Here is a 22856-nt window from a genome sequence, read left to right as displayed (position 1 = left end):
ACCCTTCGACGGAATTATTAACCCAGTTATGAGGGCGGTCGGGTGGCGGTGACACCCCGTGAGGTGTCGGCGTCGCCGAGACGCGAGGAGACGTCGTCGACGCGGTAGGCGAGCCCCGGAAACGCGGCCCTCGCGAGGGCCACGAACATCACGGTATGCGCCGAACGCGTTTCACGGTGCGTTCGGACGACGCGGCGTGAACGCATCGAAGGAAAACGCCGAACGGCGGTCGCGGATCGAACGGACGTCGCGCGGCCCCGCCTTCCGGCGGCGGAACCGGCCGCCGACCGGCTACTCGCGACCGCACACCGCGCCGTCGGCCGCTCCGGTGACGCGGTCGAGCGACGCGACCGCCCACCGGTAGAACGCCGACTCCGACGTGCGCTCGACCCGGCGGCGAAACGACGGGATCCAGTCGAAGTGCGCCTCGTGGAACCGCTCGTACGCCTCGCGTTCGCCCGCCTCGAGCAGGAGGCTCCCGTACTCCAGCAGCAACGCGACGTGATCGGGCGGGTACCCGGACGGGAGGTCCGCGTCGATCGCCTCGTACCGGCGCCGCATGTCGACCGCGGTGGGGCCGGACAGCAATTCGCGCTCGGTGCCGTCCCACCAGGGCTCGTAGACCGACTCGACGGGCGGCGCGAACGCGCCCTCGTACGCCTCGAAGCTGCGCAGGTACTCCTCCCGGAGCTCCCCGGGAGACCCCGCCCGCGGGGGCGACTCGACCTCGACGCCGAGTGCCTCGGCGCGGTCGCGGAGGGCGGCCTCGTAGCGCCCGTCGTCGAGCGCCTCGACGACGTCGTCGTCGGGGAACGCGAAGACCCGCGACAGCAGCGCGTACAGTTCCGCGAGCCGTTCGAGACGGTCCGCGGTCGCCGCCGGCGTCCGGGTTCCGGGCGACGCCTCGGACGTCACGGGAGCACCACCACCACGGGGTCCTGTGCGGCCGCCAGCAACAGCACCACCCTGAGAGCGAGCCCGCCCGCGAACAGCAGCGCGACCGAGCCGATCAGCGCGGGGCCGCCGACCCGTTCGAACCCCGGCGAGAGCCGCTCGGACAGCGCGCCGAGCCCGACCGCCAGACCGACGACCAGCGGGACGACGAACCCGGCGACGACGAGCCAGACGGCCGGTTCGAGCGTCCCCCCGGCGAGCGCGGCGTGGGACGCCTCGGCGGCGGGCGCGTCGCTCGCCGCGAGGTCGGTCCAGCCGCCCCAGACGATCCCGAGGCTGGCCCCCGAGAGGGTGGCGACGGCGACGGCGTACGCGCCCGCCACCCGGTCGAGTCGACGTTCGAACAGCAACGCCAGCGCGAGCGCCAGCCCCGTCCCCGCGGCGACCCCGCTCGCGAGGAACGCCGGCGGCAGCAACGTCGGCCGGTTCCACAGCGGCACCGTCTCGACGACCGCCAGCTCGAACCCGGTGTAGAGGGTCCCGACCGCGAGGAGGCTCCCGAGCAGGGACACCGCGGCGGTCGTCGCGGGCGACGGATCGAGGCGGTCGACCAGCCGGTCCAGCGGGTCACACAGCCCGATCGCCGCCGCGACGGCCCGCGGGAACAGGCCCGCGCCCTCGGCGGTGGCGGCCTCCTCGCCGAACAGTTCCAGGACCAGCGAGAGCACGGCGACCGCCGAGAGGGCCACGAGGATCCAGGTCCCGATCGTGATCCACGAGCCGGCGTTCGTGAGGTAGATCGGGAACAGGAGCGCGCGGGAGATCGCCGCGAGGTGCGAGAGCACCGCCAGCCCCGCGCCCGCGGCGCCGACGACCGCGACGAGGAACCCCCAGCGGGCGATCTCCGCCCGCCGGCGGTCGGCCGCGGCCGACGCGTCGCTCGCGACCGTCCGCCAGAGGGACGCGGACGCGCCGGCGAGGTAGCCGCCCCCGGCGACGACCGCGAGGAAGAGGTAGACCGCGATCGAGAGGTCCCAGTAGTCGGCCGGGAGCCAGTGGTACTCGACGAACAGCGGCTGGAGTGTGACGCTCATGGCGATCACCCGTCGAGCCACCCGTCGCCGTCGGCGAGCGCGTCGGCCTCGTCGTCCTCCCGCACCGGTTCGACGATCACCCGGCCGTCGTAGACGCCGTTCTCGAAGCGCTCGGCGGCCGCCCGGGAGGCCTCCGCCATCACCTCGCTCTGGGGGCCGGCCTTCAGCGCCTCGCCGACGCAGTTGTCGACGCAGGCCGGGGTGGAGCCGCCCTCCTCGGGGGTCTTCCGCTCGGGCTGGCCGGCGCCGCCGCCGGGCCCCTCGCCGAGACAGAGGTTGCACTTCGACATCAGGCCGTCGTCGCCGTACGTCGGCGCGCCGTACGGACACGCCCACCCGCAGTAGTGACAGCCGATACAGCGGTCCCGGTCGACGGTGACGATGCCGTCCTCCTCGCGCTTCTCGATGGCGTTGGGCGGACACACCTTCTCGCAGGGGGCGTCGTGACAGTGCATGCACGACATCGAGATCGGCACGTCCTCGAAGTCGGGGTACTCGCCGCGCCGGAGGTGGTGGACCGTCCGCCACTCGTCCGCGTCGGGGTCCCGGCCGTGGCGGACCTTGCACGCCACCGAGCAGGCCTGACAGCCGAGACAGCGGTTCGGATCGAAGTAGAACATCCACTGCTCGCCCATCGTCACTCACCCCCCGTCGGCGAGACGTCCACGGCGAGGTGCCTGTCGGGCTGTCCGGTGATCGGGTCCATCTGGGTGTCGTGGAGTCGCATGCTGTTCAGTCCCTCCTCGTCGGGCTGGGTCGACCCCTCGCCGAAGCCGTACTCCGTCGTCACGAACCCGGGTCGGGTCCGTTCGGAGACGTAGGCCATCAGTTCGCCGCGTCCGGTCGCCGACTCGACGGCGACCATGTCCCCGGTTTCGATGCCCCGCTCGGCCGCGTCTCTCGGGTTGATGACGAGGTAGTTGCCGCGGTAGTCCCGGTCCGCGAGGTCGTGGCGCCTCGCGTACGCCTCGCGCGAGCGCGGCCGGGCCTGCGTGCTGCCGTGGGAGAAAAACACCGCCCGGGTGTCGTAGAACTCGAGCGGGTACTCCTCGTCGGTCTCGTCCCCGTACGTGCCGGGTGGGACCCACTCGGGGGCGGTGTCCATCCCGGCCTCCTCGGCCGCCTGCGCGAACGCCGGCACCTCGTCGAGGTCGAACCGGAACACCCAGCCCTCGTCGTCGGTCCACTGCTCGTAGCCGTACTCCCCGAGGAGCTCGTAGTTCCGGTCGCCGCCGCTCACCTCCGCGAGGGTGAGGTCGTGGACCGAGAGCTGGTCGTCGATGAACTCCTCGTGGGAGTCCCACGGGAAGTACTCGCCCCAGCCCATCGCCTCGGCGATGCCGACGACGATGTCGAAGTCGGGTTTCGTGTCGAACTGCGGGTCGACGGCGGCTTTCGACCCCGTGACCCACTGCCGGTCGTTGTAGGCGCTCCAGCTGCCGGTGCCGAGGGTGTCTTTCTCTAGCTGGGTCGCCTCCGGGAGCACGACGTCCGCGTTCCGGCTGACGCCGTTCCAGTAGACGTCGACGGCGATCACGAGGTCCATCTCCTCGATGGCCGCCAGCCACGCCTCCGCGTTGCCGTCTTTCAGCGGCATGTCGTGGTGGCAGTAGATGCCGTTGATGTGGCCGTTCTCGACCATCTCCGGGACGAGGTTGTGCGCGATCCCCACGAGGTGTCGGACCGGGTAGTCGGCGTACTCGTCGTATCGCTGGAGCGCGGGGGTCTTCCCCGCGGCGTTGTTCGGCAGGTCGACCCCGCGGACCTCGAACGGGTCCGCGAGCGGCGTCCCCTGCCACATGCGGAGCCCGCCGGGCCGGTCGACGTTGCCGACCAGCCCGTTCAGCGCGATGATGTTCTGGGCGGCCTTCCAGCCGTTGCCGACCTGTGCGGTCCCCGTCCAGACGCTGATGCCGGCGCTGGGAGCCGCCTCCGCGAAGCCGACGGCGACCTCGCGGATGTCGCCGGGGTCGAGCCCCGTGATCTCGGCGGCCCACTCCGGCGTCTTGTCCTCGACCGCCTCGCGGTAGGCGTCGAAGCCGTAGGTCCGCTCCTCGACGAACGTCTCGTCGTACAGCCCCTCCTCGACGATGACGTTGGCCATCGCTAGCGCGAGCGCGCCGTCGGTCCGGGGCTCGATCGGCAGCCACACGTCCGACTTCTGGGCGGTCTCGGTGTGCTGGGGGTCGATCGTCACCAGCGTCGCGCCGTTGTTCTCGAGCGCCTCGAGGACGCCTTTCGCCTCGAACTGGCCGGCGAAGGACTCGAACACGTTACGCCCCCACATGATGAGGTACTCGGCGTTCTGGTAGTCGGGCACCCGGCTGTTCGAGCCCACGCCCATCATCCCGCCCGCGACGAACGTGGGGCCGGCACAGACGTGGACGCCGCGGCTGATCCGCTCGGGCGTCCCGTAGAGGTTGCGCCACAGCTGGGTGGTGATCGGCGTCTCCGCCCAGCTCGTCGCGTCGAGGAACGTCTCCGCGCCGTGCTCCTCGTCGAACGCCTGCAGCCGCTGGGCGGCGTACTCGAACGCCTCGTCCCACGTGGCCGCCCGGAGCTCGCCGTCCTCGCGGACGTACGGCCGCTTGATCCGCTCCGGGTCGTGGGTCTTGTCGACCTGCGTCTGCCCCTTCGGACAGACCGTGCCGTTTCGCCCCGCCCCCGCGCTCCCGCGCGGGTGGCCGTCGACGCCGGTGACGTCGACGACCGTGTCGTCTCTGACCCGCACCTGCTGGCCGCAGTTGTGATAGCAGATCCAGCAGTTGCCGAAGGCGGTCTCGCCCTTGAACGCCGCGCCGGTCGCGGCGTCGGCCGGGGAGCGTCCCGAGAGGCAGCCGCCGAGGCCGGCCGCTCCCGCGACGACGCCCGTCGTCTTCAGGAGGGTTCGGCGGGTGAGTCCGGCGTCGTCCCGCCAGGAGTCACTCATCGGCGATCACCTCGGGCGGGCGGTACTCGTCGCCGAACGTCGCGCGAAGCGCCTCGTCGTACCGGCGATAGAACTCCGCCTCGGAGAGCTCGCCCCGCCAGACGCGGACGGCGTCCCGTCCGATCCGACGACCGAGATCCTGATCGTACTCGCCCGGTTCCGGTTCGGTGTCGAGCGCTTCGAGGCGCTCGAGCGGGTTCTGGTCGTCGAGGGTCATACGTGGCCCACACGTCGAACCACGTCGGTCGCCGGCATAGGCCGAACTCGGGACCGGTTAAGGTTTTATAACCGTTCGAGATGGCCGGCGACGACTCGTCGCCTCTCCGGCCTCCGGCGGGTCAGTCGCCGTCCCGCCAGCAGCGACACTCACAGGAGAGCTGGCGCATCGCGTTCGCCTCGGCCCGCTGGAGCCGCTGGGAGAGCGCCGACGGGGAGACGCCTACTTTCCCGGCGAGTTCCCGGAGCGAGACGTCGGAGTCGGGGTCGTAGTAGCCGGCCCGCTTGGCCCAGTGGACGGCCTCCCGCTGTTTCGCCGTCAGCTTCGAGACGTCGACGTAGCTGATCTCGTCGAACTCGACGTCGGCCGTCGAGACGATGCTCCGAACGGTGGCCCGCCGACAGACCGCGCGGATGTCCGCCACGAGCGACGCGACCGTCTCCGTGTCCTCGACGTACGTCTCCATCACGAACGAGCCGGCGTCGACTTTGAGGTAACGGGGGATGCAGCCGTACTCGGAGAAGACGACGCCGGGACAGTGATCGCAGATGTCGCTGGAGGAGAACCGCGTACAGACCCGCTCGCCGTCCGCGCCGCGTTCCCTGATCGTGACGTCGCAGTTACACCGGTCGTCGTCGAACCTGACGTCGACGTCGATAACGTGGCCGTCGAGGTCGTCCATGAAACACGGCCCGCCGCGGTCGACCTCGAGGACCACCCGGAGGGGACGCTCTTCCATCGGGTGGTCGTCCGAACCGACTTCGGCGCCCGAACGCTCGAGGCGCATACGCGAGCTTACGAGCACCGGGTGATAGGTACTCACACGTTTCCCACCGGGTGAGAAGGCGACGGATCGGCGGCCGTCCGGTCGTGAACAATAAACGTTCCGACGGTGGCCAGCCGACGGGAACGGGTGAGACGGTACAAGTCTCCTCCGACTTTAGGGACACCTAAAGATGGGCGTGACGACGTCGGCACGGCGGCTGTCGGGAGTGAACGCCGGCCAGCGGGTTCGCATCCGGACGGTGCCCGACGACGATGTCCGGGCGCACCTGCTGCGGATCGGATTGCTAGACGGGCCGGTCACCTGTCGGAGCCGCATCTCGAACGGCCCGGTGATCGTCGAGCGAAACGGGACGACGGTGGCGCTGGGGGCGTCCGTCGCCGACCGGATCACCGTCTCGTCCGACGCGGACTGAGATGCACGACCACCACGGCGGTGACGAACGGGAACGGGGGGCGCCCGGAGCGGACGCGACGCGGACCGTCGCGCTCGTCGGGGCGCCGAACGTCGGCAAGAGCGCGCTGTTCAACGCGCTCGCCGACCGCGAGGTCGACGTCTCGAACTACCCGGGGACGACCGTCGAGGCCACCGCCGGGACGTTCGACGGCGGACACCTCGTCGACGCGCCGGGCACGTACGGCATCTCGTCGTTCTCCGAGGAGGAGCGGGTGGCACGGCAGGTCGTCCTCGACGCCGACGCGGTGATCAACGTCGTCGACGCGACCCAGCTCGACCGCGACCTCTTTCTCACCTACCAGCTGCTCGATATGGGCGTTCCGACCGTCGTCGCGCTCAACGTGATAGACGAGGCGCGGCGCAACGGCGACGAGATCGACGTCGACGCGCTGTCGGCCGAACTCGGCGTTCCCGTCGTGCCGACCGTCGCGGTCGACGGCGAGGGCGTCGACGACCTCCGGGAAGCCGTCGCGGAGGCGACCGCTCCCGAGGAGACGCCGGTGCAGCAGTGGTTCGACCGCCTCCCCGACGTCGACGCCACGCGCGCCGAGCGGGTGTTGCTCGCGGAGGAGGACCGGCCGACGCTCGACCGCGTGACGGACGCGGACGTGCGCGTCGACGGCGGCACGTCGACGGTCGAGTTGCCGTCGCTGCGCGACGAGGTCTACGAACACCGGCGCCGGCGGGTCGACGCGACCGTCGAGGCCGTGCGGTCGTCGACCGGCGACGGTCGCGCCCTCGCGGACGCGGTCGACGACCTGCTGCTCGACCCGCGGACGGGGACCCCGCTGGCACTCGTCGGCGTCGGCCTGATCTACCTGCTCGTCGGCGACCTCGTCGCCCAGCGGCTCGTCGACTTCCTCGAACTCGCGGTCTTCGAGGCGTACTACGTCCCGTGGGTCGTCGACGTCGTCGACGCACTCCTGCCGGCGGGCGGGGCGGCCGAGCCGCTCCGGTTCGTCCTCGTCAACGACAACCTCGGGTTGCTCACGGTGACCGTCCAGTACCTCCTGGGGGTGTTGCTCCCCCTCGTCGTCGCCTTCTACCTCGTGATCGGGGCCCTCGAGGACTCCGGGCTGTTGCCCCGGATCGCGGTGCTCACCGACCGGGGGCTGTCGCGGATCGGCCTCAACGGCCGGGCGGTCATCCCGATGATCGTCGGCCTCGGCTGCGTGACGATGGCCGTCATCTCGACCCGGATCGCCGGCTCGCGTCGCGAGCGGCTCATCTCGACGGCCCTGCTCGGCCTCGCCATCCCGTGTTCGGCACAGCTCGGGATCATCCTCGGCCTGCTGGGCGCCCTCGGACTCGGCTGGTGGTTCGCCTACGTCGGGGTGATCCTGCTCGTGTTCGGCGTCGCCGGCGCGTTCCTCGACCGCACCCTGCCCGGCGAGAGCCAGGGGCTCGTGACCGAGTTGCCGCGGCTGCGACGCCCCCGCGCGGGCGACGTGCTCCGGAAGACGGCGACGCGCACGAAGGGGTTCCTCGCGGAGGCGATCCCGCTGTTTGCGGTCACGGCCGTCCTCATCTCGGTCGCGGAGTACGCGGGCTATCTGGCCGCCGTCGTCCGGAGCCTGCGTCCGCTGACCGACCTGATCGGCCTCCCCGCCGAGTTCGGGCAGGTGCTCGTCCTCGGGCTGGTCCGGCGTGACTTCGCCGCCGCCGGGATGACCGACCTCGCGCTCGCCCCGGCGGAGACGTTCGTCGGCCTCGTCGTCATCACGCTGTTCGTCCCCTGCGTGCTCTCGATGGCGATGATCGTCAAGGAGCGCAGCCTCGCCAGCGGCGTGCTCATGTGGGTCGGCTCGTGGATCGTGGCGTTCCTCGTCGGGGCGATCCTCGCGACGGTGGTGAGTTTCCTATGAAGTGTCCAACCTGCGACTACGAAATCGATCGGTTCGACCACGCGCGGTGCCCCCGCTGTGGGAGCCCGCTGAACTGCTCGGTCCTCGACTGCGGCAGCTGTGACGCCTGCAGCGGCACGTTCACGGGCCTCAGTCGGTGGCTCCTCGGCGGCCGCGAGGACGAGTGACGGCTCTCCCTCACGCCGCGGACGGTGAGCCCCGGCGTCGAGACCTCGACGGCCTCCTCGTAGCTCCCCTCGTCGACGAGCACGAGGTCTCCCTCGCTCGCCGCGTCGACGGCGTCCTGAACCGTCGGCCGGTCCCGCGGGACCCGTATCGTCTCGAAGTCGGTGCGTTCGCCTCGGCTCCCCGCGACGGCCGCGGACGCCGTCGCTCCCGCGAGGCCAGCCCGGAGGGCCGCTCGCCGTGTCAGTCTCCGTCGATCACCCGGTCCCCGACGTACCCCGGGCTTCGTTCTTCGGGGGATGACGGGCCGCGACGCGTTCCGACGACGCGACCGGCGCGAGTTCGAGGAGGACGTACGTCTCGCCGTCCGCCCGGACGGTGCCGACGACGCGGACCTCTCGATCGAGGCCGGAGATGTCTCCCGCGCGGGCGAACAGGTACGCGGCCTCGCCCTCGCCTCCGGAGGCGAGTCGCTCCGGCGTCGCCGGTTCGATCGGCCGGTCGGCGTAGAACGCGAGGGCGTGAAAGCCGCCGGCGCGCGTGCTCTCGGGGACGACGTAGACGGTGGCGTCCGGGGGCGCCTGCTCGTCGATCAGCGCGCCGACGGCCTCCTGCTGGCGCTGCAGGTCGCTCCCGCCCATCGAGACGGGGGTAGCGACCGTCGCGACCACCAGCAGGGAGAGCAGCACGAACGCGGCCGTACGGACCCGCGAGGCGTCCGGCGAGGGGAGTCGCCGGCGGAGCGCGGCGTCGAGTCGCGGCTCCGCGACGAGGACGGCGACCGCGGCGCCGAGCGCGAGCGCGAACGCGATCCCGCCCGGAACCGAGGCCTGCAGGCGGTACTCGACGAGGGGGCGGACGTCGAGGCGGTACGTGACGGTCAGCGCGAGCGCGCCGCCGGCGAGCAGGCCGGCCCGCGCGAGCGCCCGGTCGGCCCCCCGGGCGCTCGCGGCCAGCGAGACCAGACGGCCGATCAGCAGCCCCGCCGGGACGTAGATCGGGAGGACGTACCAGGCCTGGTTGCCGGTGACCGCGTAGAAGCCGAGGACGGCACCGAACCACCACGCGAGAAAGAGCGCGTCCCGGAGGGGGTCGCGTCCGGGGCGCCGGTCGGCGCCCCGCGAGCGAACCGCGACGACGGCGGTCGCGACGACCGCCGGCAGCAGGAAGTAGATCCACGGGTCGAAGTACGAGGGGAGCCGCCGGAAGTAGGGGTACGCCATGAAGCCGAACGTCGCCTCCCGGGCGGGGCCGAACGAGCCTCCCGCCCGGTCGAGGACGTGCTTGATCAGGTACTCCTCGACGAACAGGTCGCCGTAGCGACCCCAGGCGAGCAGCGCCCACGGGAGCGCGAGCGCGACGGTCGTCGCGGCGCCGACGGCCGCCGCCCGCGAGAGCAGCCGTCGCCGGCCGGCCAGGTCGGCGGCGACGAGCGGGACGAGCGCGAGCGGGTAGGTGCCGGCCGCCGGCCCCTTGACGAGGAGCGCGCCCGCCGCCGGGAGTCCCGCGTAGGCGAGGAACCGGCGGTCCTCCGCGACGCCCTTCCAGACGAGGTAGACGAACAGCGTCCCGAAGAAGACGAGCGCGGTGTCGGTGCCGCCGTTGCGCCCGCCGTTCATCCCCGCGAAGACCTGCGGCGTCGTCAGCCAGACCAGCCCCGCGACGAACCCCGCCCGCCGGTCGAAGACGTCGCGCCCGAAGACGTACGCGAGGACGCCCGTGGCGACCGCGAACGTCGCCGACGGGAAGCGCGCGCCGAACTCGGTGGCCCCGAACGCGAGCATCGAGAGCGCCTCGAGCCAGAACGCGCCCGGGGGCTTCTGGAGGAACGGCATCTCCGAGACGACGGCGCCGTCGGCCGCCCAGTCGACCCGCGGGACGATCCACGGCCCGCCCCGGATCAGCCCCCGGGCGAGGTTCGCGTAGATCGCCTCGTCGTACGACTGGAGGGTGAACCCGCCGAGGTCGACGTAGTAGACGTACGCGCCGGCGACGAGGAGGACGGCGACCGCGATCCGATCCCGGCGGGTCCGGAACGCGAACCGCAACGGCGCGAGCGGCGCCGCGACGACTCTCCGAATCCGCTTCGACGGTCGCTCGGCCGCTCGCCGCTCGGACATCGACTCGCCGCAACGATCGTGACGGGGCCGGAAATAGCCGTACCCGGCCCCTTCCGGGCGCCGACGGGATCGACGTGGACGAGGGCCTCGACCACGGCCCCGAGGCCGAACGCCGGCGCCGTCGCGACGGATACAAAGTATATTATCGGGATATAACCACATACTAAGAATATTATATATTAACCGATTAACATTATATGCGATGCCGGCGAACGTCCGGGTATGGCAGTGAACACGACCACGAACTGGAGCGACCCCGGGACCTGCCCCTTCTGCGGGGGCGACCTCGCGGATCCCGGCGCCGGCTTCGTCGACCACCTCGCCGAGAGCGCCGACTGCGAGTCGAGTTTCGGCGTCTGGCGGGAGAACGTCGCCGGCGACCTCGCCGGCGAGTGGAGCGGCTGACCGAACCCAGCGTTTATCCGCCTCGCCCGCCACGTCGGTACATGGCACGGCCCTTCACGGCGGTGGGCGATCGATGAGCCTGTTTCGCGATCTGGGCGAGCGGGTCGAGCGGTTCAAGCGGAAGGTCGAGGACGTAGCCGAAGACGAGGCGAGCCACGTCTGTCGCGACTGCGGCGAACTGCTGTACGCACCCCGGGACCGGTGTCCGAACTGCGGCGGCGAGGACGTGGTCCCCCGCGACGCCGAGGCGACGTAGCGCCGACCCCCGGCGACCACGACGCCATCGTTTTGTGATGGCGATGACTATGGCCGGTATGATCGACGGTTCCTTCGAGCGGTCCGGCTCCGTCGGGACCCCGACGCGTCCAAGCGAGGGGTGTCACACCGGCCCGGCCCTCGAGAGACGGAGGGGAGTATGGTAGACGTCGCGTTCTCCGCGGCCCGGCTACTGGTCGCGTTCTTCCTCGTGTTCCTCAACGGCTTCTTCGTGGCCGCCGAGTTCGCGTTCGTCCGGATCCGGTCGACGACCGTCGAGACGCTCGTCGAGGAGGGACGGCCGGGCGCGACCGTCCTGCAGGAGGCCGTCGACAACCTCGACGACTACCTCGCGGTCACCCAACTCGGCATCACGATCTCCTCGCTGGGCCTTGGCTGGATCGGCGAGCCCGCGGTCGCGGCGCTGATCGAAGCGGCGCTCGGGCCCGTCCTCCCGGAGAGCGCGATCCACCTCGCGGCGTTCGGGATCGGCTTCGGCACCATCACCTTTCTGCACGTCGTCTTCGGCGAACTGGCGCCGAAGACGATCGCCATCCAGGAGGCCGAACGCATCTCGCTGCTGGTCGCCGCGCCGATGAAGGGCTTCTACTACCTGTTCGTCCCCGGCATCGTCGTCTTCAACGGCACGGCCAACTACTTCACCCGGCTGATCGGCGTCTCGCCGGCCTCCGAGACCGAGGAGACCCTCAGCGAGGAGGAGATCCGGATGGTCCTCTCGCGGTCGGGCCGGCAAGGCGAGGTCGACGCCGAAGAGGTGGAGATGATCGAGCGCGTCTTCGAACTCGACGACACGACCGCCCGCGCGGTGATGATCCCCCGGCCCGACGTGGTGAGCGTGCCCGCCGACGCCACGCTGTCGGAACTCCGGGCCGTCGTCGCCGAGGAGGGCCACACCCGCTACCCCGTCGTCGGCGAGGACGAGGAGGTGGTCGGCCTCGTCGACGTCAAGGACGTCCTGCTGGCGCTCGACTCGGCCGACCCGTCGACCACGGCGGACGACCTCGCCCGCGAGATCACCGTCGTCCCGGAGACGACGCGCGTCGACGACCTCCTCGCGCAGTTGCAAGACGAGAGCCGGCAGGTCGCCGCCGTGATCGACGAGTGGGGCTCGTTCGAGGGGGTCGTCACCGTCGAGGACCTCGTCGAGGTGATCGTCGGCGACATCCGCGACCAGTTCGACCCCGACGACGGCCGGACGCCGATCGAGACGGTCGCCGACGGCGCCCACGCCGTCGAGGGGGGCCTCCCGCTCGCGGCGGTCAACGAGACGCTCGGGACCGCGTTCGAGAGCGACGACGTCGAGACGATCGGCGGACTGGTGCTCGAACGGCTGGGTCGCGTCCCCGAAGCCGGCGACCGCGTCACCGTCGGCGACCACGCCCTCGAAGTCGCCGCGGTCGACGGCTCGCGCGTCACCGAGGTCGTCGTCCGCGAGGGCGCGACGGCCGACCTCCCGGAGTGACGGTCGGCCGATGAGAACGAGTATCCCCGCCCCCAACGAACGGGTCGCATGACCGAACGCGCATGGTGGAAGGAGGCGGTCGTCTACCAGGTCTACCCGCGGAGCTTCAACGACAGCGACGGCGACGGCGTCGGCGACCTCCCGGGAATCGTCGAGAAGGTCGACTACCTCGACGACCTGGGTATCGACGTCGTCTGGCTCAACCCCGTCTACGAGTCGCCGATGGCCGACAACGGCTACGACATCGCCGACTACCGGTCGATCCACCCGGCGTTCGGCACGATGGACGACTGGGAGACGCTGCTGGCCGAACTCCACGACCGGGACATGCGGCTGATCATGGACCTCGTGGTCAACCACACCTCCGAGGAACACGACTGGTTCGTCCACTCGCGACAGGGCGACGAGGCCTACGCCGACTACTACTACTGGCGCGACGGCCGGAACGGCGGCGAGGAACCGCCGAACAACTGGGAATCGTTCTTCGGCGGCCCCGCGTGGCGGTACGACGAGGAGCGCGGGCAGTACGTCCTGCACCTCTACGACGAGAGCCAGCCAGACCTGAACTGGCGGACCGAGGCCGTCCGCGAGGACGTCTACGAGATGATGACGTGGTGGCTGGAGAAGGGCATCGACGGCTTCCGGATGGACGTCATCAACCTCGTCTCCAAACCCGAGGGGTTGCCCGACGGCGACCCGGACGTGTGGCCGGTCGGCGCCGACCGGTTCGTGAACGGCCCTCGACTGGGCGAGTACCTCGCCGAGATGAACGAGGCGGTGCTCTCGGCGTACGACGCGGTGACCGTCGGCGAGACGGTCGGCATGGCCGCCGAGACGGCCACCGAGTACGTCGGCGACGACCGGGCGCTCAACATGGCCATCCACTTCGAGCACGTGAGCGTCGACCGCGGCGACGGCAAGTACGACCCGGTCGACCTCGATCTGGTCGAGTTGAAGGCGATCCTCTCGCGCTGGCAGACCGAACTCGCCGGCGAGGCCTGGAACTGCCTGTACTGGAGCAACCACGACCAGCCCCGGGCCGTCTCGCGGTTCGGCGACGACGGCCGCCACCGCGAGGAGTCCGCGAAGATGCTGGCGACCGTCCTCTTTACCCTGCAGGGGACGCCGTTCGTCTACCAGGGACAGGAGATCGGCATGACGAACGCGACGTTCGAGGACCCAGACGAGATCCGCGACGTCTGGGCCGAGAACTTCGTCGCGGAGGCGCTCGCGTCGGACGCGTCCGACGCCTACGAGGAGGTCCGCCCGATCGTCGAGGAGTGCTCGCGGGACAACGCCCGGACGCCGATGCAGTGGTCCGCCGACGAGCACGCCGGCTTCACCGACGGCGAGCCGTGGATCGGGGTCAACGACGGCTACGACGAGATCAACGTCGAGGCCGCCCGCGCCGACCCCGACTCGGTCTGGCACTACTACCGCGACCTGATCGAACTCCGCGGCGACCGGGACGTCTTCGTCTACGGCGAGTACGAGCACCTCCTGCCGGACCACCCCGAGGTGTTCGCCTACCGCCGGACGCTCGACGACGAGCAGCTAGTCGTCGCCTGTAACTTCTTCGACGGCGAGCCGACCGTCGAGGTGCCGGGCCTCGCCGACGCCGCCCTCCTGATCGGCAACTACCCCGACGACGGCACGGACGGGGACGACGGCGCGGTGACCCTGCGGCCCTACGAGGCGCGGGTGTACGAGCGCACTCGGTAAGCGGCCGTCGCCGGCATGGGGTTTACGGGCCGGAGAACCGTACGTCGGACGAGATGAGCGGAAGCACACCGGAGCGACGGGGGGTCGACGTCGTCGGCCCCCGCGACGGCCAGCCGGTCGTGTTCGTCCACGGCGCGGCGATGACGCGAGCGATGTGGGCGCCCCAGCGGCGGGCGCTCGCCGAGGAGTACCGGGTCGTCGCGCCGGATTTGCCCGGCCACGGCGACCGGGCGGACGAGACGTTCGCCTTCGAACCCGCGTTGGAACTCCTCGAGGGGGTGATCGCGACCGAGACCGGCGCGACCGACGGCGGGACGCTGCTCGTCGGCCTCTCGCTCGGGGGCTACCTCGCGACGGAGTACGCCCGCCGCAACCCCGAGGACGTCGACGGGCTGGTGATCTCGGGCAGCAGCGCCAACCCCGTCGGCGGGATGAACCTCCTCACGCGAGCGACCGGCGCCCTCGCGCGGCTGGCGACCCGCAGCGACGGAATCGAGGGGCGCGTCCGCGACTTCGCCGAGCGCTGGGTCCGCTCGCGCGACCTCGACCCCGAGGTCGAACGCGAGATCGTCGAGTCGGGCTTTTACCCGCGGCAGTTCGGCGTCGCGGGCCCCCACCTCGCGGGCCGGGACTTCCGGGCCGCGTTCGCCGCCTACCCGGGGCCGTCGCTCGTGCTCAACGGAGAGACGGACCTCGTCATGCGCCGGGGCGAGCAGGACCACGCCGCCGCGGCGCGAACCGCCCGCGTGGAGGTGCTCGCGGACGCCGGCCACATCTGTAACCTCCACCGGCCGGAGGGCTACGTCGACGCCCTGAAGCGGTTCGACCGGCGGGCGATCGCCGGCCGGACGGAGTCGCGGTGAGGCCCTATTGCAGGTCGAAGATTTCGGCGTGCCACTGCTCGGCGAACCGGTCGAGGTCGGCCTCGACCTCGGCGGCCGGGAACGCGTCGCCCGTCCCCCGCCACTCGACCGAGAGCCGCGAGATCGGCGCCAGCGCCAGTCCGCCGACGGTGACCGGCCCCTCGGGCGTGCGGACGGTCCACTCGGTCCGCAGGCCCGCCGACGAGCGGGTCACGTCCTCGATCCGGCCGCCCGCGTCGGCCCACCGCTCGACGAGGTCGCCGGTGAGCCGTCGCAGTCTGCGCTCGCCGACGAGGTGGCCGACGACGCCCGCGGCGGCGAGGACGACGAAGGCGGCGACGGCCGCGAGTTGACCGCCGTAGGGGACGTTCAGCGACGCCGCGAGGGCGGCCGCCCCGACGACGACGGCGAGCACGCGCGCGTCGAGGGCGTTCGGCACCGCCTCGCTTCGAGTCGATCGCTCGGAGGGAGAATCGAGTTGCACGGAGGGATCGTTCGCACGTCGAGACGGGGCGCGGATACGCCTTCGCCTGTCCCGGTGTGTGTTTTATAAGCGGCGCCCGTCGGCGCGTCGCCGTCACAGCGACTTCCGCATGCAGGCGGCGGTCGCGGGACACAACTCGTCGAACTCGGTCGTCCGCCGAATCGCGGGCGGCGCGTCGGCCCGCTCGACCTCAGCGTAGCCGCGGGCGGCGAAGAACCCGGCCGCGGTCGTCGTGAGCAGGTAGAGTCGCTCGACGCCGTCGGCGCGGGCCTCGGCCTCCAGCGCCTCGCAGAGCGCCGTCCCGAAGCCGTTCCCGCGCGCCGATCGCTCGACGACGACCGACCGGAGGAGGCCGTCGGCGCCGTAGCGTTCGATCCCGCCGACGCCGACCCGGTCGTCGCCGTCGGACGCGACGTAGAAGCAGTCGGGGTTCTCCCGTACGTCCCGCGAGGGCAGGTCGTTCGCGTCCAGCAGGCTCTCGACGTACGAGAGGTCCGCGTCGGCCCGCCGGAGGGTCAGGGTCGCGTCGGTCACGTCTCGGGTGACGGTATCGGGCGGCTAATAGGTTCCCCGCGACGTCGGCCGCGTCCGAGCGGATTGCCCCGTGGGTGAGACGTATGTGTCCGGCTCCGCTAGTGGGGCCATGACCGACGCGCCGGAGATCACCGCCGAACCGCCGGAGAGTCCGATCCACCTCTCGGGCACCGACCACGTCACCCTGATCGGGAGCAACGAGGCGGACACGATCGAGTTCTATCGGGACCTGCTCGGGATGCCCCTCGTGCTCCGCCAGCCGAACCTCGACGACCCGACCTCGACGCACCTCTTCTTCGACACCGGCGACGGCCGGATCCTCACGTTCTTCGTCCGCGACCGGGAGTCGGACCCCGCGCCGCTTCGCCACCAGGTCGGATCGGTCCACCACCTCGCGTTCAGCGTCGACCCCGAGCGGTTCGTCGAGGTCCGCGAGGCCCTCGAGGAGGCCGGGATCGGCTACAACGAGTTCGACCGCGGCATCTTCCACTCGCTGTACACCCGCGACCACAACGGCCTCACGATCGAACTCGCGACCGACAAGTTCTCCGTCCCCGACGACCGCCGCGGCGAGGTGCTCGCGACCGCCCAGCGCCTCCGCGAGGCGGACGGCGCCGACTACGCGACGGAGGACCACCTCGAAGCCGCCCTCGAGGAACTCGGGATCGAGACCGAGCGCCACGACCTGCCCGACGCGCCGACCGGCGCCTGACAACCAGCAGCGTTTTGCCGCTCCGGGCGCACCGACGCGCATGAAATTCCGACGGAACCGACGGTTCCGGCCCGCCGATTCGGCCCAGCAACTCGTCGGCGGCTTCCTGCTGGCCGGCCCGTTCGTCGTCACCGAGGAGGTCTGGCAGCTCGCGGACAACATGAACGTCCTGCAGGCCCTGCTCACGGTCGTCGTCGTCTTCGCGATCGGCTACGCGGCGCTGTACAAGGCCGATACGGGCCGCGACCCGGACGACGAACGGGAGGTCGTCGGCGTCCCGATCCGGTTCCTCTCGCTGATGGGCGCCGCCTTCGGCTCGGTCACCCTGCTCGCGCTGCTGTTCGGCGCCCCCGACACGTTCCTCGACGCGACGATCACCGAGTCGGCGCTGACCACGTTCAAGGCGGTCAGCGTCGGCTCGATCTTCAGCGTCGTCGGCGCGGCGACCGCGGACAGCGTCTTCTGACCCCGCTCGCCGTCGTCAGGGGGCGACGGCCCCGGCGGCCGCCGTCCTCGCGGGCGCGGCGTCGACGGCGAGCGGCGCCGGGGGTGCGATCGCCGGGTCCGGTTCTGGATCGGAATCGGACGCGTCGCCCCCGTCGTGGGTCTCCTCGATGACGTACCGCTGGCCCATCATCGGGTCGAGGAGGCTGTCGACGGGCGCCCTGTCGTCCCGGAGGACGGGGACGTCGTCGGTCTCCGGTTCGGCGAGGTAGCCGTCGACCTCGTCGGCGAGGTCGATGTCGGTCGGGAGGTGGCCGTTCGCGTTCCGCTCGGCGAGGTCGGTCTCTGAGAGGCGCGTCTCGTCTTTCGTCGCGACGAGTTCGACGTTCTGGATCGAACTCGACTCCGAGGTCCGGAAGGCGTACACCTGCGGGTACGCCGCCGCCGCGGTGGCGTACTGGGCGCGGTAGAACTCCGAGGCGGGGCCGCTGGGCGCGGAGATGACGTTCGCCAGCAACACGCCGTCCTCGCTCAGGCGGCTCTCGGTGAGTTCCATGAACTCCGCGGTCGTCAGGTGAAACGGCACCTGATCCTGCTTGTAGGCGTCGAGGACGATGACGTCGTAGGTCTCGTCGCTCTCCGCGAGGAACCGCCGGCCGTCGGCGGTGTGGACCCGCAGGTCGTCGTCCGCGCGGTCGAGGCCGAAGTACGTCTCCGCCGTCTCGGTCACCTCGGGGTCGATCTCGACGACGTCGACGGTCACGTCGTAGCGCCGCTCGAAGTCCTGCGGGCCGGTGTAGCCCCCGCCGCCGATAAAGAGGACCCGGTCGACCTCCTCGGGGTTCTCGTGCATCAGCATCGCGAGGTGGAAGTAGCGGGTGTACGCGAAGACGTGCCGGTCGGGGTCGTCGAGGTCCGTGGCGCTGTGGCGCGAGCCGTCGAGGTACAGCGTGCGGACGTCGCCGTCGTCGATCACCTCGAGTTCCTGGTAGGGCGTCTGGGTCTGGTAGACGACGTCGCCGCGGGGGTCGAAGCCGACCGACCCGCCGAAGACGGCGCCGACGAGCAACAGCGCGACGAGGACGCTCGCGACCGCCGGTTCGCGGTCCGGCGAGGGGAGCGCCGTCGCGACGGCCGTCCCGACGAGCAGGAGGCCGAACAGCAGGCCGATGCCGTCGATGTCGAGCGCGGGGATCAGGAAGTAGGTCGTGGCGCCCGCGCCGACGATGCTGCCGATCGTCCCGAGGGCGTAGACGTGGCCGGAGGCCTCGCCGATCCCCTCCTTCGTCGAGAGTTCGGCCGCGTACGGGCTGATAAAGCCCAGCAGGTACGTCGGCGGGCCGAACAGCGCGATCACGGCCGGCAGCGAGGCGTACCGCGGCGGCAGCGGCAGCGTCGCCGAGACGCGGACGAGGAGGTCGCCGGCGTAGACGACGACGGCGACGTAGGCGGCCGTCGCGAGCAGGAGCCACGTCAGCCGACGGACCGTCGCCCTCGACGCCCGCTTGCCGCCCTGCCAGTAGCCGAGGCTCAAGGCGGCGAGGAAGACCGTGATGATGCTGCCCCACGTGTAGATGCTGCTGCCGAACTGCGGCGCGACGATCCGGCCGGCGAGAATCTCGAGTCCCATGCTGGCGACGCCCGAGACGAACACCGCGAGTTCGGGTTTCGTCGGTCGGTACGTCGAGCGGGCCGCGTCCATCAGGCTGTTCGAAGACCTCCAGCGGTGAGTACCTGTTGGGTCCGATCGATTCCGGCGACCCGCCGTCAGTCGAGCGTCGCGACCTCGGCCGGCGAGAGTCGCCGGTACCCGACGTCCGCGGCGTCGAGGGTCCGTTCGAGCGCCGCGAGGCCGCGCTCGACGTCGATGCCGACCCGGTCGACGTGGGCGTCGGGGGACTCGCTCGGGTCGGTCTCGAAGTGCGCGGTCAGTTCGATCCCCTCGGGGTGGTGGTAGCCCCGGACGTGGACCTGCCACCACTCGTAGCCGGTCGGGTGGTCGGCGACGTACTCGACGCGCCGGAGGTTACACACCTCCCCGAAGTACGCGAACGACAGGTCCCAGTTGGGTTCGAAGTGGCGCTCGCCGAGCAGCCGTTCGACCTCGTCGGCCGACCGCGGGACGAGGACGGCGGGTTCGGCCGGCTTCGGCCTCGTGAAGAACCGCCCGCGGACCGAGAGGACGAACCGGCGGAGGTCCCGCAGGAAGACGTCGGTCAGGCGGGCCCGCGACGGAGGCGAGAGCATACCGACGGTACGTCGCCCGGAACCTAAAGCCCCAGTCTCCGCTCCCTCAGTTCGTCGTGACGACCTCGATCACGTCCCGGGGCTTGACCTCGTACCCCTTGCCCAGTTGGCGGTTCGAGCGGCAGTCGATCGCGTGGAGGAAGCCGTCGCCGATGTCCGAGTGGAGGCTGTAGGCGAACTCCTCGGCCGTCGACGCCGGCGGCAGCAGGTAACAGTCGGGCAGCACCTCGCCGCGCTCGTTGCCGAGACCGTTCGCGCCGCCCGGGAACACCGGCGTCACGCCCAGTACGTCGAACAGCGCGGTTTCGAGCGCCGCCTGAACGCCCGTCGCGCCGTAGTCGACGAGGAAGTCGCGAATCCGTTCGAGGCCCGCCTCCTGCTCGTTCGAGACGTCGCCGGTGATCTCGAAGTCGGCGTCGCCGGGCCGGTAGTCGACGACGCCCGCCTTGTCCGCTGACTTCAGCGCCTGCTCGGCGTGGGCGCTGCAGGGAACGATCGTCAGGTGGTCGTAGTCGGGATCGTTCGTGATCGCCTCGTAGTTCGCCTGCGCCTCGGGCGTGTCCATCTTGTTCGCCGCGATCACCACCGGCTTGGTCGCCGTGCGGATCTCGCGGGCGAGCGCGAGTTTGTCCTCGTCGTCCCACTCCTCGGGGTCGAAGCCGATCCCGACCCGACGGATCAGCCGCTTGATCTCGTCCTCGGTCGTCTTGAACGCGCTCATCTGCTCGGCCAGTTCCGCCTCGATGGCGTCGTCCTCGGTGGTGTACCCCGACGCGTACCGTTCGATCCCCTTCTCCAGAACGTCGAGGTACCACTGGTCGAGTTCGGTTTCGAGGAAGGCGACGTCCTCGCGAGGGTCGTGGCCCTCGGTGGGTTCGCCCTCCGCGTCCGTCGTCCCGGAGAAGTCGACGACGTGGACGAGGACGTCGGTCTCGTTCAAGTCCGTGAGGAACTGGTTGCCCAGTCCCTTCCCCTCGTGGGCGCCGGGAATCAGCCCCGCGACGTCGACGAGTTTGACGGGGACGAACCGCGTCCCGCCGTCGCAGAAGCCGACGCTGGGGGTACACTGCTCGTCGAACTCGGGGGCGGCACAGTCGACGCGGACGTAGGCCTCGCCGACGCTGGGGTCGATGGTCGTGAACGGATAGGCCCCCTCGGGCACGTCGTTCATCGTCGCGGCGTTGAAAAACGAGGACTTGCCGACGGAGGGTTTGCCGACGAGTCCGATCCGGTAACTCCTGCTCATTACCCGTCGTGGAGACCGGGCCGGCTAAACGGCTTTCCCTCCGCCGGCGCCGTGGTACGCGTCGACGTGGCCAACCAGCCCCGGCGTTATCCGAGAACGGCTTCGAGCGCGTCCATCGTCCGCTCGACCCGCTCGATCCGGGCGTTGTGTCCCATGTGACCGACCCGGAGGACGTCGTCCGTGAGGTCGCCAAGCCCCGTCGCGAGGACGATTCCGTGCTCGTCGCGGACCCGCTCCTGTAACTCGACCGCCCGGCCCTCGACGTGCAGCGCCGTCACGGTCGGCGAGGCCAGTTCCTCGCGCTCGGGGTACAGCGACAGGCCGAGGTCGCGGGCGCGCTCGCGACACCGCTCGGCCGCGGCCTCGTGGCGCGCGAAGACCGAATCGAGGCCCTCCTCCAGCAGCAGGTCGACCGCCGCGTCCAGCCCCTGCAGGTTCGACGCGAGGTGGGTGTACGGGAACCAGCCCTCGTCGGCGGCGGCCCGCCACGGTTCGAGGTCCGCGTAGAACGACCGGGTCTCGAACGACTCGACTCGCTCCCACGCCCGGTCGCTCACCGAGAGGACGGTCAGCCCCGGCGGCGCGCTGAAGCACTTCTGGCTGGCGCCGAGGCAGACGTCCATCTTCTCCGTCGGGACGGGCGTCCCGCCGAGCGAGGAGACGGCGTCGACGACGGCGAGTACGTCGTGCTCGTCGAGCAGGTCGAGGATCGGGTCGAGGTCGTTCAGCGTCCCGGTGGGGGTCTCACAGTGGACCATCGTGGCGACGTCGAACTCGCCGTCGTCGAGTTCGGCCGCGACCGCCTCGCGGTCGAGCGGGCCGGTCCAGTCGGCGTCACAGACGACCGCCTCGCCGCCGTAGAGTTCGACGAAGTCGGCGAACCCCTCGCCGTAGAGGCCGTTGGCGAGACAGAGCACGCGGTCGCCCTCGTCGACGAGCGAGGCGACGGCCGCTTCGAGGCCGAGGATGCCCTCGCCGCCGAGGACGGCGACGTCGTCGTCGCCGTAGATCGCTTCGAGTTTGGCCGTCAGGTCGCGGTAGAACTCGACGAACTCCGGTTCGACGTCCGGGTTCGGCGCGGGGTCGGCCGTCCGTTCGCGCACCGGCGCCGGCACCTCGGTCGGTCCGGGGGTCATCCGCAGGCGGTCCTCGGTCATGCTCGAAGGGACGGCCGCGGAGGGGTAAAACACCTCCGGGCCGACGGCTCACCGCGATCCGACGGCGTCGCGGGTCCGCCGGAGGCGACCTCGGTGCATCGGCGACGCGGGGAAGATCCCGAGGGCCACGCGCTCGACCTCCTCGACGGCGAACGCGTCGTGGCCGACGAAGCGCGCGACCGTCTCGCGGGTCAGGTTACAGCCACCCGCGGCGCGCTTCCAGACCGGGTTCAGCAGTTCCTGACCGGACGCGCGCCAGCCGTCGGCGCGGACGTGTTCGAGGAAGCGAAACTCGCCGTCGGGTTGCAGCACGCGGGCGACCTCGTCGAGGGCCGCGTCGGGGTCGGCGATCGTACAGAAGACCAGCCCCGAGAGCACGGCGTCGAAGGCGTCGTCGGCGTACGGCAGCGACTCCCCGCGGGCGTCGCGCAGGTGGACGTCGAGGTCCGTCTCCCGGGCCGTCTCCGCGGCGCGCCGGCGCATGTTCGGGTCGGGTTCGACGGCGTGGTACTCGATCGTGGCCGCGTCGCTGGCCTCGGCGACGTAGGGGAACGTCGCGCCGTCGCCCGCCCCGAGGTCGAGGACGCGCCCGGAGAGGTCGGCCGCGAGGTACTCCCGGTGGGGCGCGACCAGGAACCGGTCGGGCATACAGCGGTCGTAGAGCGCGGCGAACGCCGGGTGGGAGACCGGATCGGCGGCCGCCGCGGCCGAGTCGTCCGAGGGAGCCATGTCGTTTGCACCCACGACGGACGCGCGGGTAACGGTTTCCCCGTCTCTCCA

24 protein-coding genes are annotated in these 22856 nt (G+C 71.0%); 10 read left to right on the top strand and 14 right to left on the bottom strand.

Annotated features, from left to right (window positions below):
* Positions 1-291: 291 nt before the first annotated feature.
* The 6 genes from NKG98_RS08375 to NKG98_RS08350 all read right to left on the bottom strand — a co-directional run bounded on the left by NKG98_RS08375 (position 292) and on the right by NKG98_RS08350 (position 5921).
* The gene (locus NKG98_RS08375; RefSeq protein ID WP_254769203.1) at positions 292-915 is read right to left on the bottom strand and encodes a TorD/DmsD family molecular chaperone; all 624 of its coding nucleotides are present in this window, start codon (positions 913-915) and stop codon (positions 292-294) included.
* Positions 912-1988, bottom strand: coding sequence for an NrfD/PsrC family molybdoenzyme membrane anchor subunit (gene nrfD, locus NKG98_RS08370; RefSeq protein ID WP_254769202.1), 1077 nt, complete (start codon positions 1986-1988; stop codon positions 912-914). The genes NKG98_RS08375 and nrfD overlap by 4 nt, the downstream gene beginning before the upstream one ends.
* A gap of 5 nt (positions 1989-1993) precedes the next feature.
* Positions 1994-2623, bottom strand: a complete 630-nt coding sequence (locus tag NKG98_RS08365) for a 4Fe-4S dicluster domain-containing protein (RefSeq protein WP_254769201.1) — start codon at positions 2621-2623, stop codon at positions 1994-1996.
* Between the two features lie 2 nt (positions 2624-2625).
* The gene (locus tag NKG98_RS08360; RefSeq protein WP_254769200.1) at positions 2626-4917 is read right to left on the bottom strand and encodes a molybdopterin-containing oxidoreductase family protein; all 2292 of its coding nucleotides are present in this window, start codon (positions 4915-4917) and stop codon (positions 2626-2628) included.
* Positions 4910-5134 (bottom strand): 4Fe-4S ferredoxin N-terminal domain-containing protein, encoded by a 225-nt coding sequence (locus NKG98_RS08355; RefSeq protein ID WP_254769199.1) that lies wholly within the window; start codon positions 5132-5134, stop codon positions 4910-4912. Before NKG98_RS08355 ends, NKG98_RS08360 begins: the two co-directional genes overlap by 8 nt.
* Before the next feature lie 121 nt (positions 5135-5255).
* Complete coding sequence (locus NKG98_RS08350) at positions 5256-5921, bottom strand: helix-turn-helix domain-containing protein (protein WP_254769198.1); 666 nt, start codon at positions 5919-5921, stop codon at positions 5256-5258.
* A gap of 169 nt (positions 5922-6090) precedes the next feature.
* Here NKG98_RS08350 and NKG98_RS08345 point away from each other — a divergent pair, with 169 nt between their 5' ends.
* From NKG98_RS08345 to NKG98_RS08335, 3 genes are read left to right on the top strand one after another with little or no spacing between them, the layout of a single operon-like run.
* Positions 6091-6333 carry a FeoA family protein gene (locus NKG98_RS08345; RefSeq protein ID WP_254769197.1) on the top strand — a complete coding sequence of 81 codons (243 nt, stop codon included), beginning with the start codon at positions 6091-6093 and terminating at the stop codon, positions 6331-6333.
* 1 nt (position 6334) lies between these two features.
* A complete protein-coding gene (gene feoB, locus NKG98_RS08340; RefSeq protein ID WP_254769196.1) occupies positions 6335-8239 on the top strand; it encodes a ferrous iron transport protein B in 1905 nt (634 codons plus the stop codon).
* Positions 8236-8406: a hypothetical protein gene (locus NKG98_RS08335; RefSeq protein WP_254769195.1), complete on the top strand. Its 171-nt coding sequence runs from the start codon at positions 8236-8238 to the stop codon at positions 8404-8406. Before feoB ends, NKG98_RS08335 begins: the two co-directional genes overlap by 4 nt.
* A 255-nt stretch (positions 8407-8661) precedes the next feature.
* Here NKG98_RS08335 and NKG98_RS08330 read toward each other — a convergent pair whose 3' ends face one another.
* Positions 8662-10524 carry an ArnT family glycosyltransferase gene (locus tag NKG98_RS08330; protein WP_254769194.1) on the bottom strand — a complete coding sequence of 621 codons (1863 nt, stop codon included), beginning with the start codon at positions 10522-10524 and terminating at the stop codon, positions 8662-8664.
* Positions 10525-10746: 222 nt separating this feature from the next.
* Between NKG98_RS08330 and NKG98_RS08325 the strand changes: the two genes are divergently transcribed.
* The 5 genes from NKG98_RS08325 (at position 10747) to NKG98_RS08305 (ending at position 15252) form a co-directional block, all read left to right on the top strand.
* Positions 10747-10929: a DUF7501 family protein gene (locus NKG98_RS08325; protein ID WP_254769193.1), complete on the top strand. Its 183-nt coding sequence runs from the start codon at positions 10747-10749 to the stop codon at positions 10927-10929.
* Between the two features lie 73 nt (positions 10930-11002).
* Positions 11003-11185: a zinc ribbon domain-containing protein gene (locus tag NKG98_RS08320; protein WP_254769192.1), complete on the top strand. Its 183-nt coding sequence runs from the start codon at positions 11003-11005 to the stop codon at positions 11183-11185.
* Positions 11186-11344: 159 nt separating this feature from the next.
* Positions 11345-12667 carry a hemolysin family protein gene (locus tag NKG98_RS08315; protein ID WP_254769191.1) on the top strand — a complete coding sequence of 441 codons (1323 nt, stop codon included), beginning with the start codon at positions 11345-11347 and terminating at the stop codon, positions 12665-12667.
* A gap of 48 nt (positions 12668-12715) precedes the next feature.
* Positions 12716-14389 carry a glycoside hydrolase family 13 protein gene (locus tag NKG98_RS08310; RefSeq protein ID WP_254769190.1) on the top strand — a complete coding sequence of 558 codons (1674 nt, stop codon included), beginning with the start codon at positions 12716-12718 and terminating at the stop codon, positions 14387-14389.
* A 53-nt stretch (positions 14390-14442) separates the two neighbouring features.
* The gene (locus tag NKG98_RS08305; RefSeq protein WP_254769189.1) at positions 14443-15252 is read left to right on the top strand and encodes an alpha/beta fold hydrolase; all 810 of its coding nucleotides are present in this window, start codon (positions 14443-14445) and stop codon (positions 15250-15252) included.
* Positions 15253-15256: 4 nt separating this feature from the next.
* Here the strand turns inward: NKG98_RS08305 and NKG98_RS08300 are convergent, their stop codons facing one another.
* On the bottom strand, positions 15257-15736 hold the full coding sequence (locus tag NKG98_RS08300; RefSeq protein ID WP_254769188.1) for a hypothetical protein: 480 nt from the start codon (positions 15734-15736) through the stop codon (positions 15257-15259).
* A gap of 93 nt (positions 15737-15829) precedes the next feature.
* Positions 15830-16270, bottom strand: a complete 441-nt coding sequence (gene arsN2, locus NKG98_RS08295) for an arsenic resistance N-acetyltransferase ArsN2 (RefSeq protein ID WP_254769187.1) — start codon at positions 16268-16270, stop codon at positions 15830-15832.
* Between the two features lie 109 nt (positions 16271-16379).
* On the opposite strand from arsN2, the gene NKG98_RS08290 reads away from it, so the two are divergent.
* The gene (locus tag NKG98_RS08290; RefSeq protein WP_254769186.1) at positions 16380-16982 is read left to right on the top strand and encodes a VOC family protein; all 603 of its coding nucleotides are present in this window, start codon (positions 16380-16382) and stop codon (positions 16980-16982) included.
* 40 nt (positions 16983-17022) lie between these two features.
* Positions 17023-17448, top strand: a complete 426-nt coding sequence (locus NKG98_RS08285) for a DUF2391 domain-containing protein (RefSeq protein WP_254769185.1) — start codon at positions 17023-17025, stop codon at positions 17446-17448.
* A 15-nt stretch (positions 17449-17463) separates the two neighbouring features.
* Here NKG98_RS08285 and NKG98_RS08280 read toward each other — a convergent pair whose 3' ends face one another.
* The 5 genes from NKG98_RS08280 to NKG98_RS08260 form a co-directional block, all read right to left on the bottom strand.
* Positions 17464-19128 carry a spermidine synthase gene (locus NKG98_RS08280; RefSeq protein WP_254769184.1) on the bottom strand — a complete coding sequence of 555 codons (1665 nt, stop codon included), beginning with the start codon at positions 19126-19128 and terminating at the stop codon, positions 17464-17466.
* Positions 19129-19193: 65 nt separating this feature from the next.
* Positions 19194-19673 (bottom strand): RidA family protein, encoded by a 480-nt coding sequence (locus NKG98_RS08275; protein WP_254769183.1) that lies wholly within the window; start codon positions 19671-19673, stop codon positions 19194-19196.
* Positions 19674-19719: 46 nt separating this feature from the next.
* Positions 19720-20919: a redox-regulated ATPase YchF gene (locus tag NKG98_RS08270; protein ID WP_254769182.1), complete on the bottom strand. Its 1200-nt coding sequence runs from the start codon at positions 20917-20919 to the stop codon at positions 19720-19722.
* An 86-nt stretch (positions 20920-21005) separates the two neighbouring features.
* Positions 21006-22076 (bottom strand): pyridoxal-phosphate-dependent aminotransferase family protein, encoded by a 1071-nt coding sequence (locus NKG98_RS08265; protein ID WP_254769181.1) that lies wholly within the window; start codon positions 22074-22076, stop codon positions 21006-21008.
* Between the two features lie 48 nt (positions 22077-22124).
* On the bottom strand, positions 22125-22805 hold the full coding sequence (locus NKG98_RS08260; RefSeq protein ID WP_254769180.1) for a class I SAM-dependent methyltransferase: 681 nt from the start codon (positions 22803-22805) through the stop codon (positions 22125-22127).
* Between the last annotated feature and the right edge of the window lie 51 nt (positions 22806-22856).

This window comes from Salinilacihabitans rarus, assembly GCF_024296665.1.
Lineage (GTDB): Archaea > Halobacteriota > Halobacteria > Halobacteriales > Natrialbaceae > Salinilacihabitans > Salinilacihabitans rarus.
Note: the sequence above shows the minus strand (reverse complement) of the source record. Positions and strands in the feature narration are given on the sequence as shown.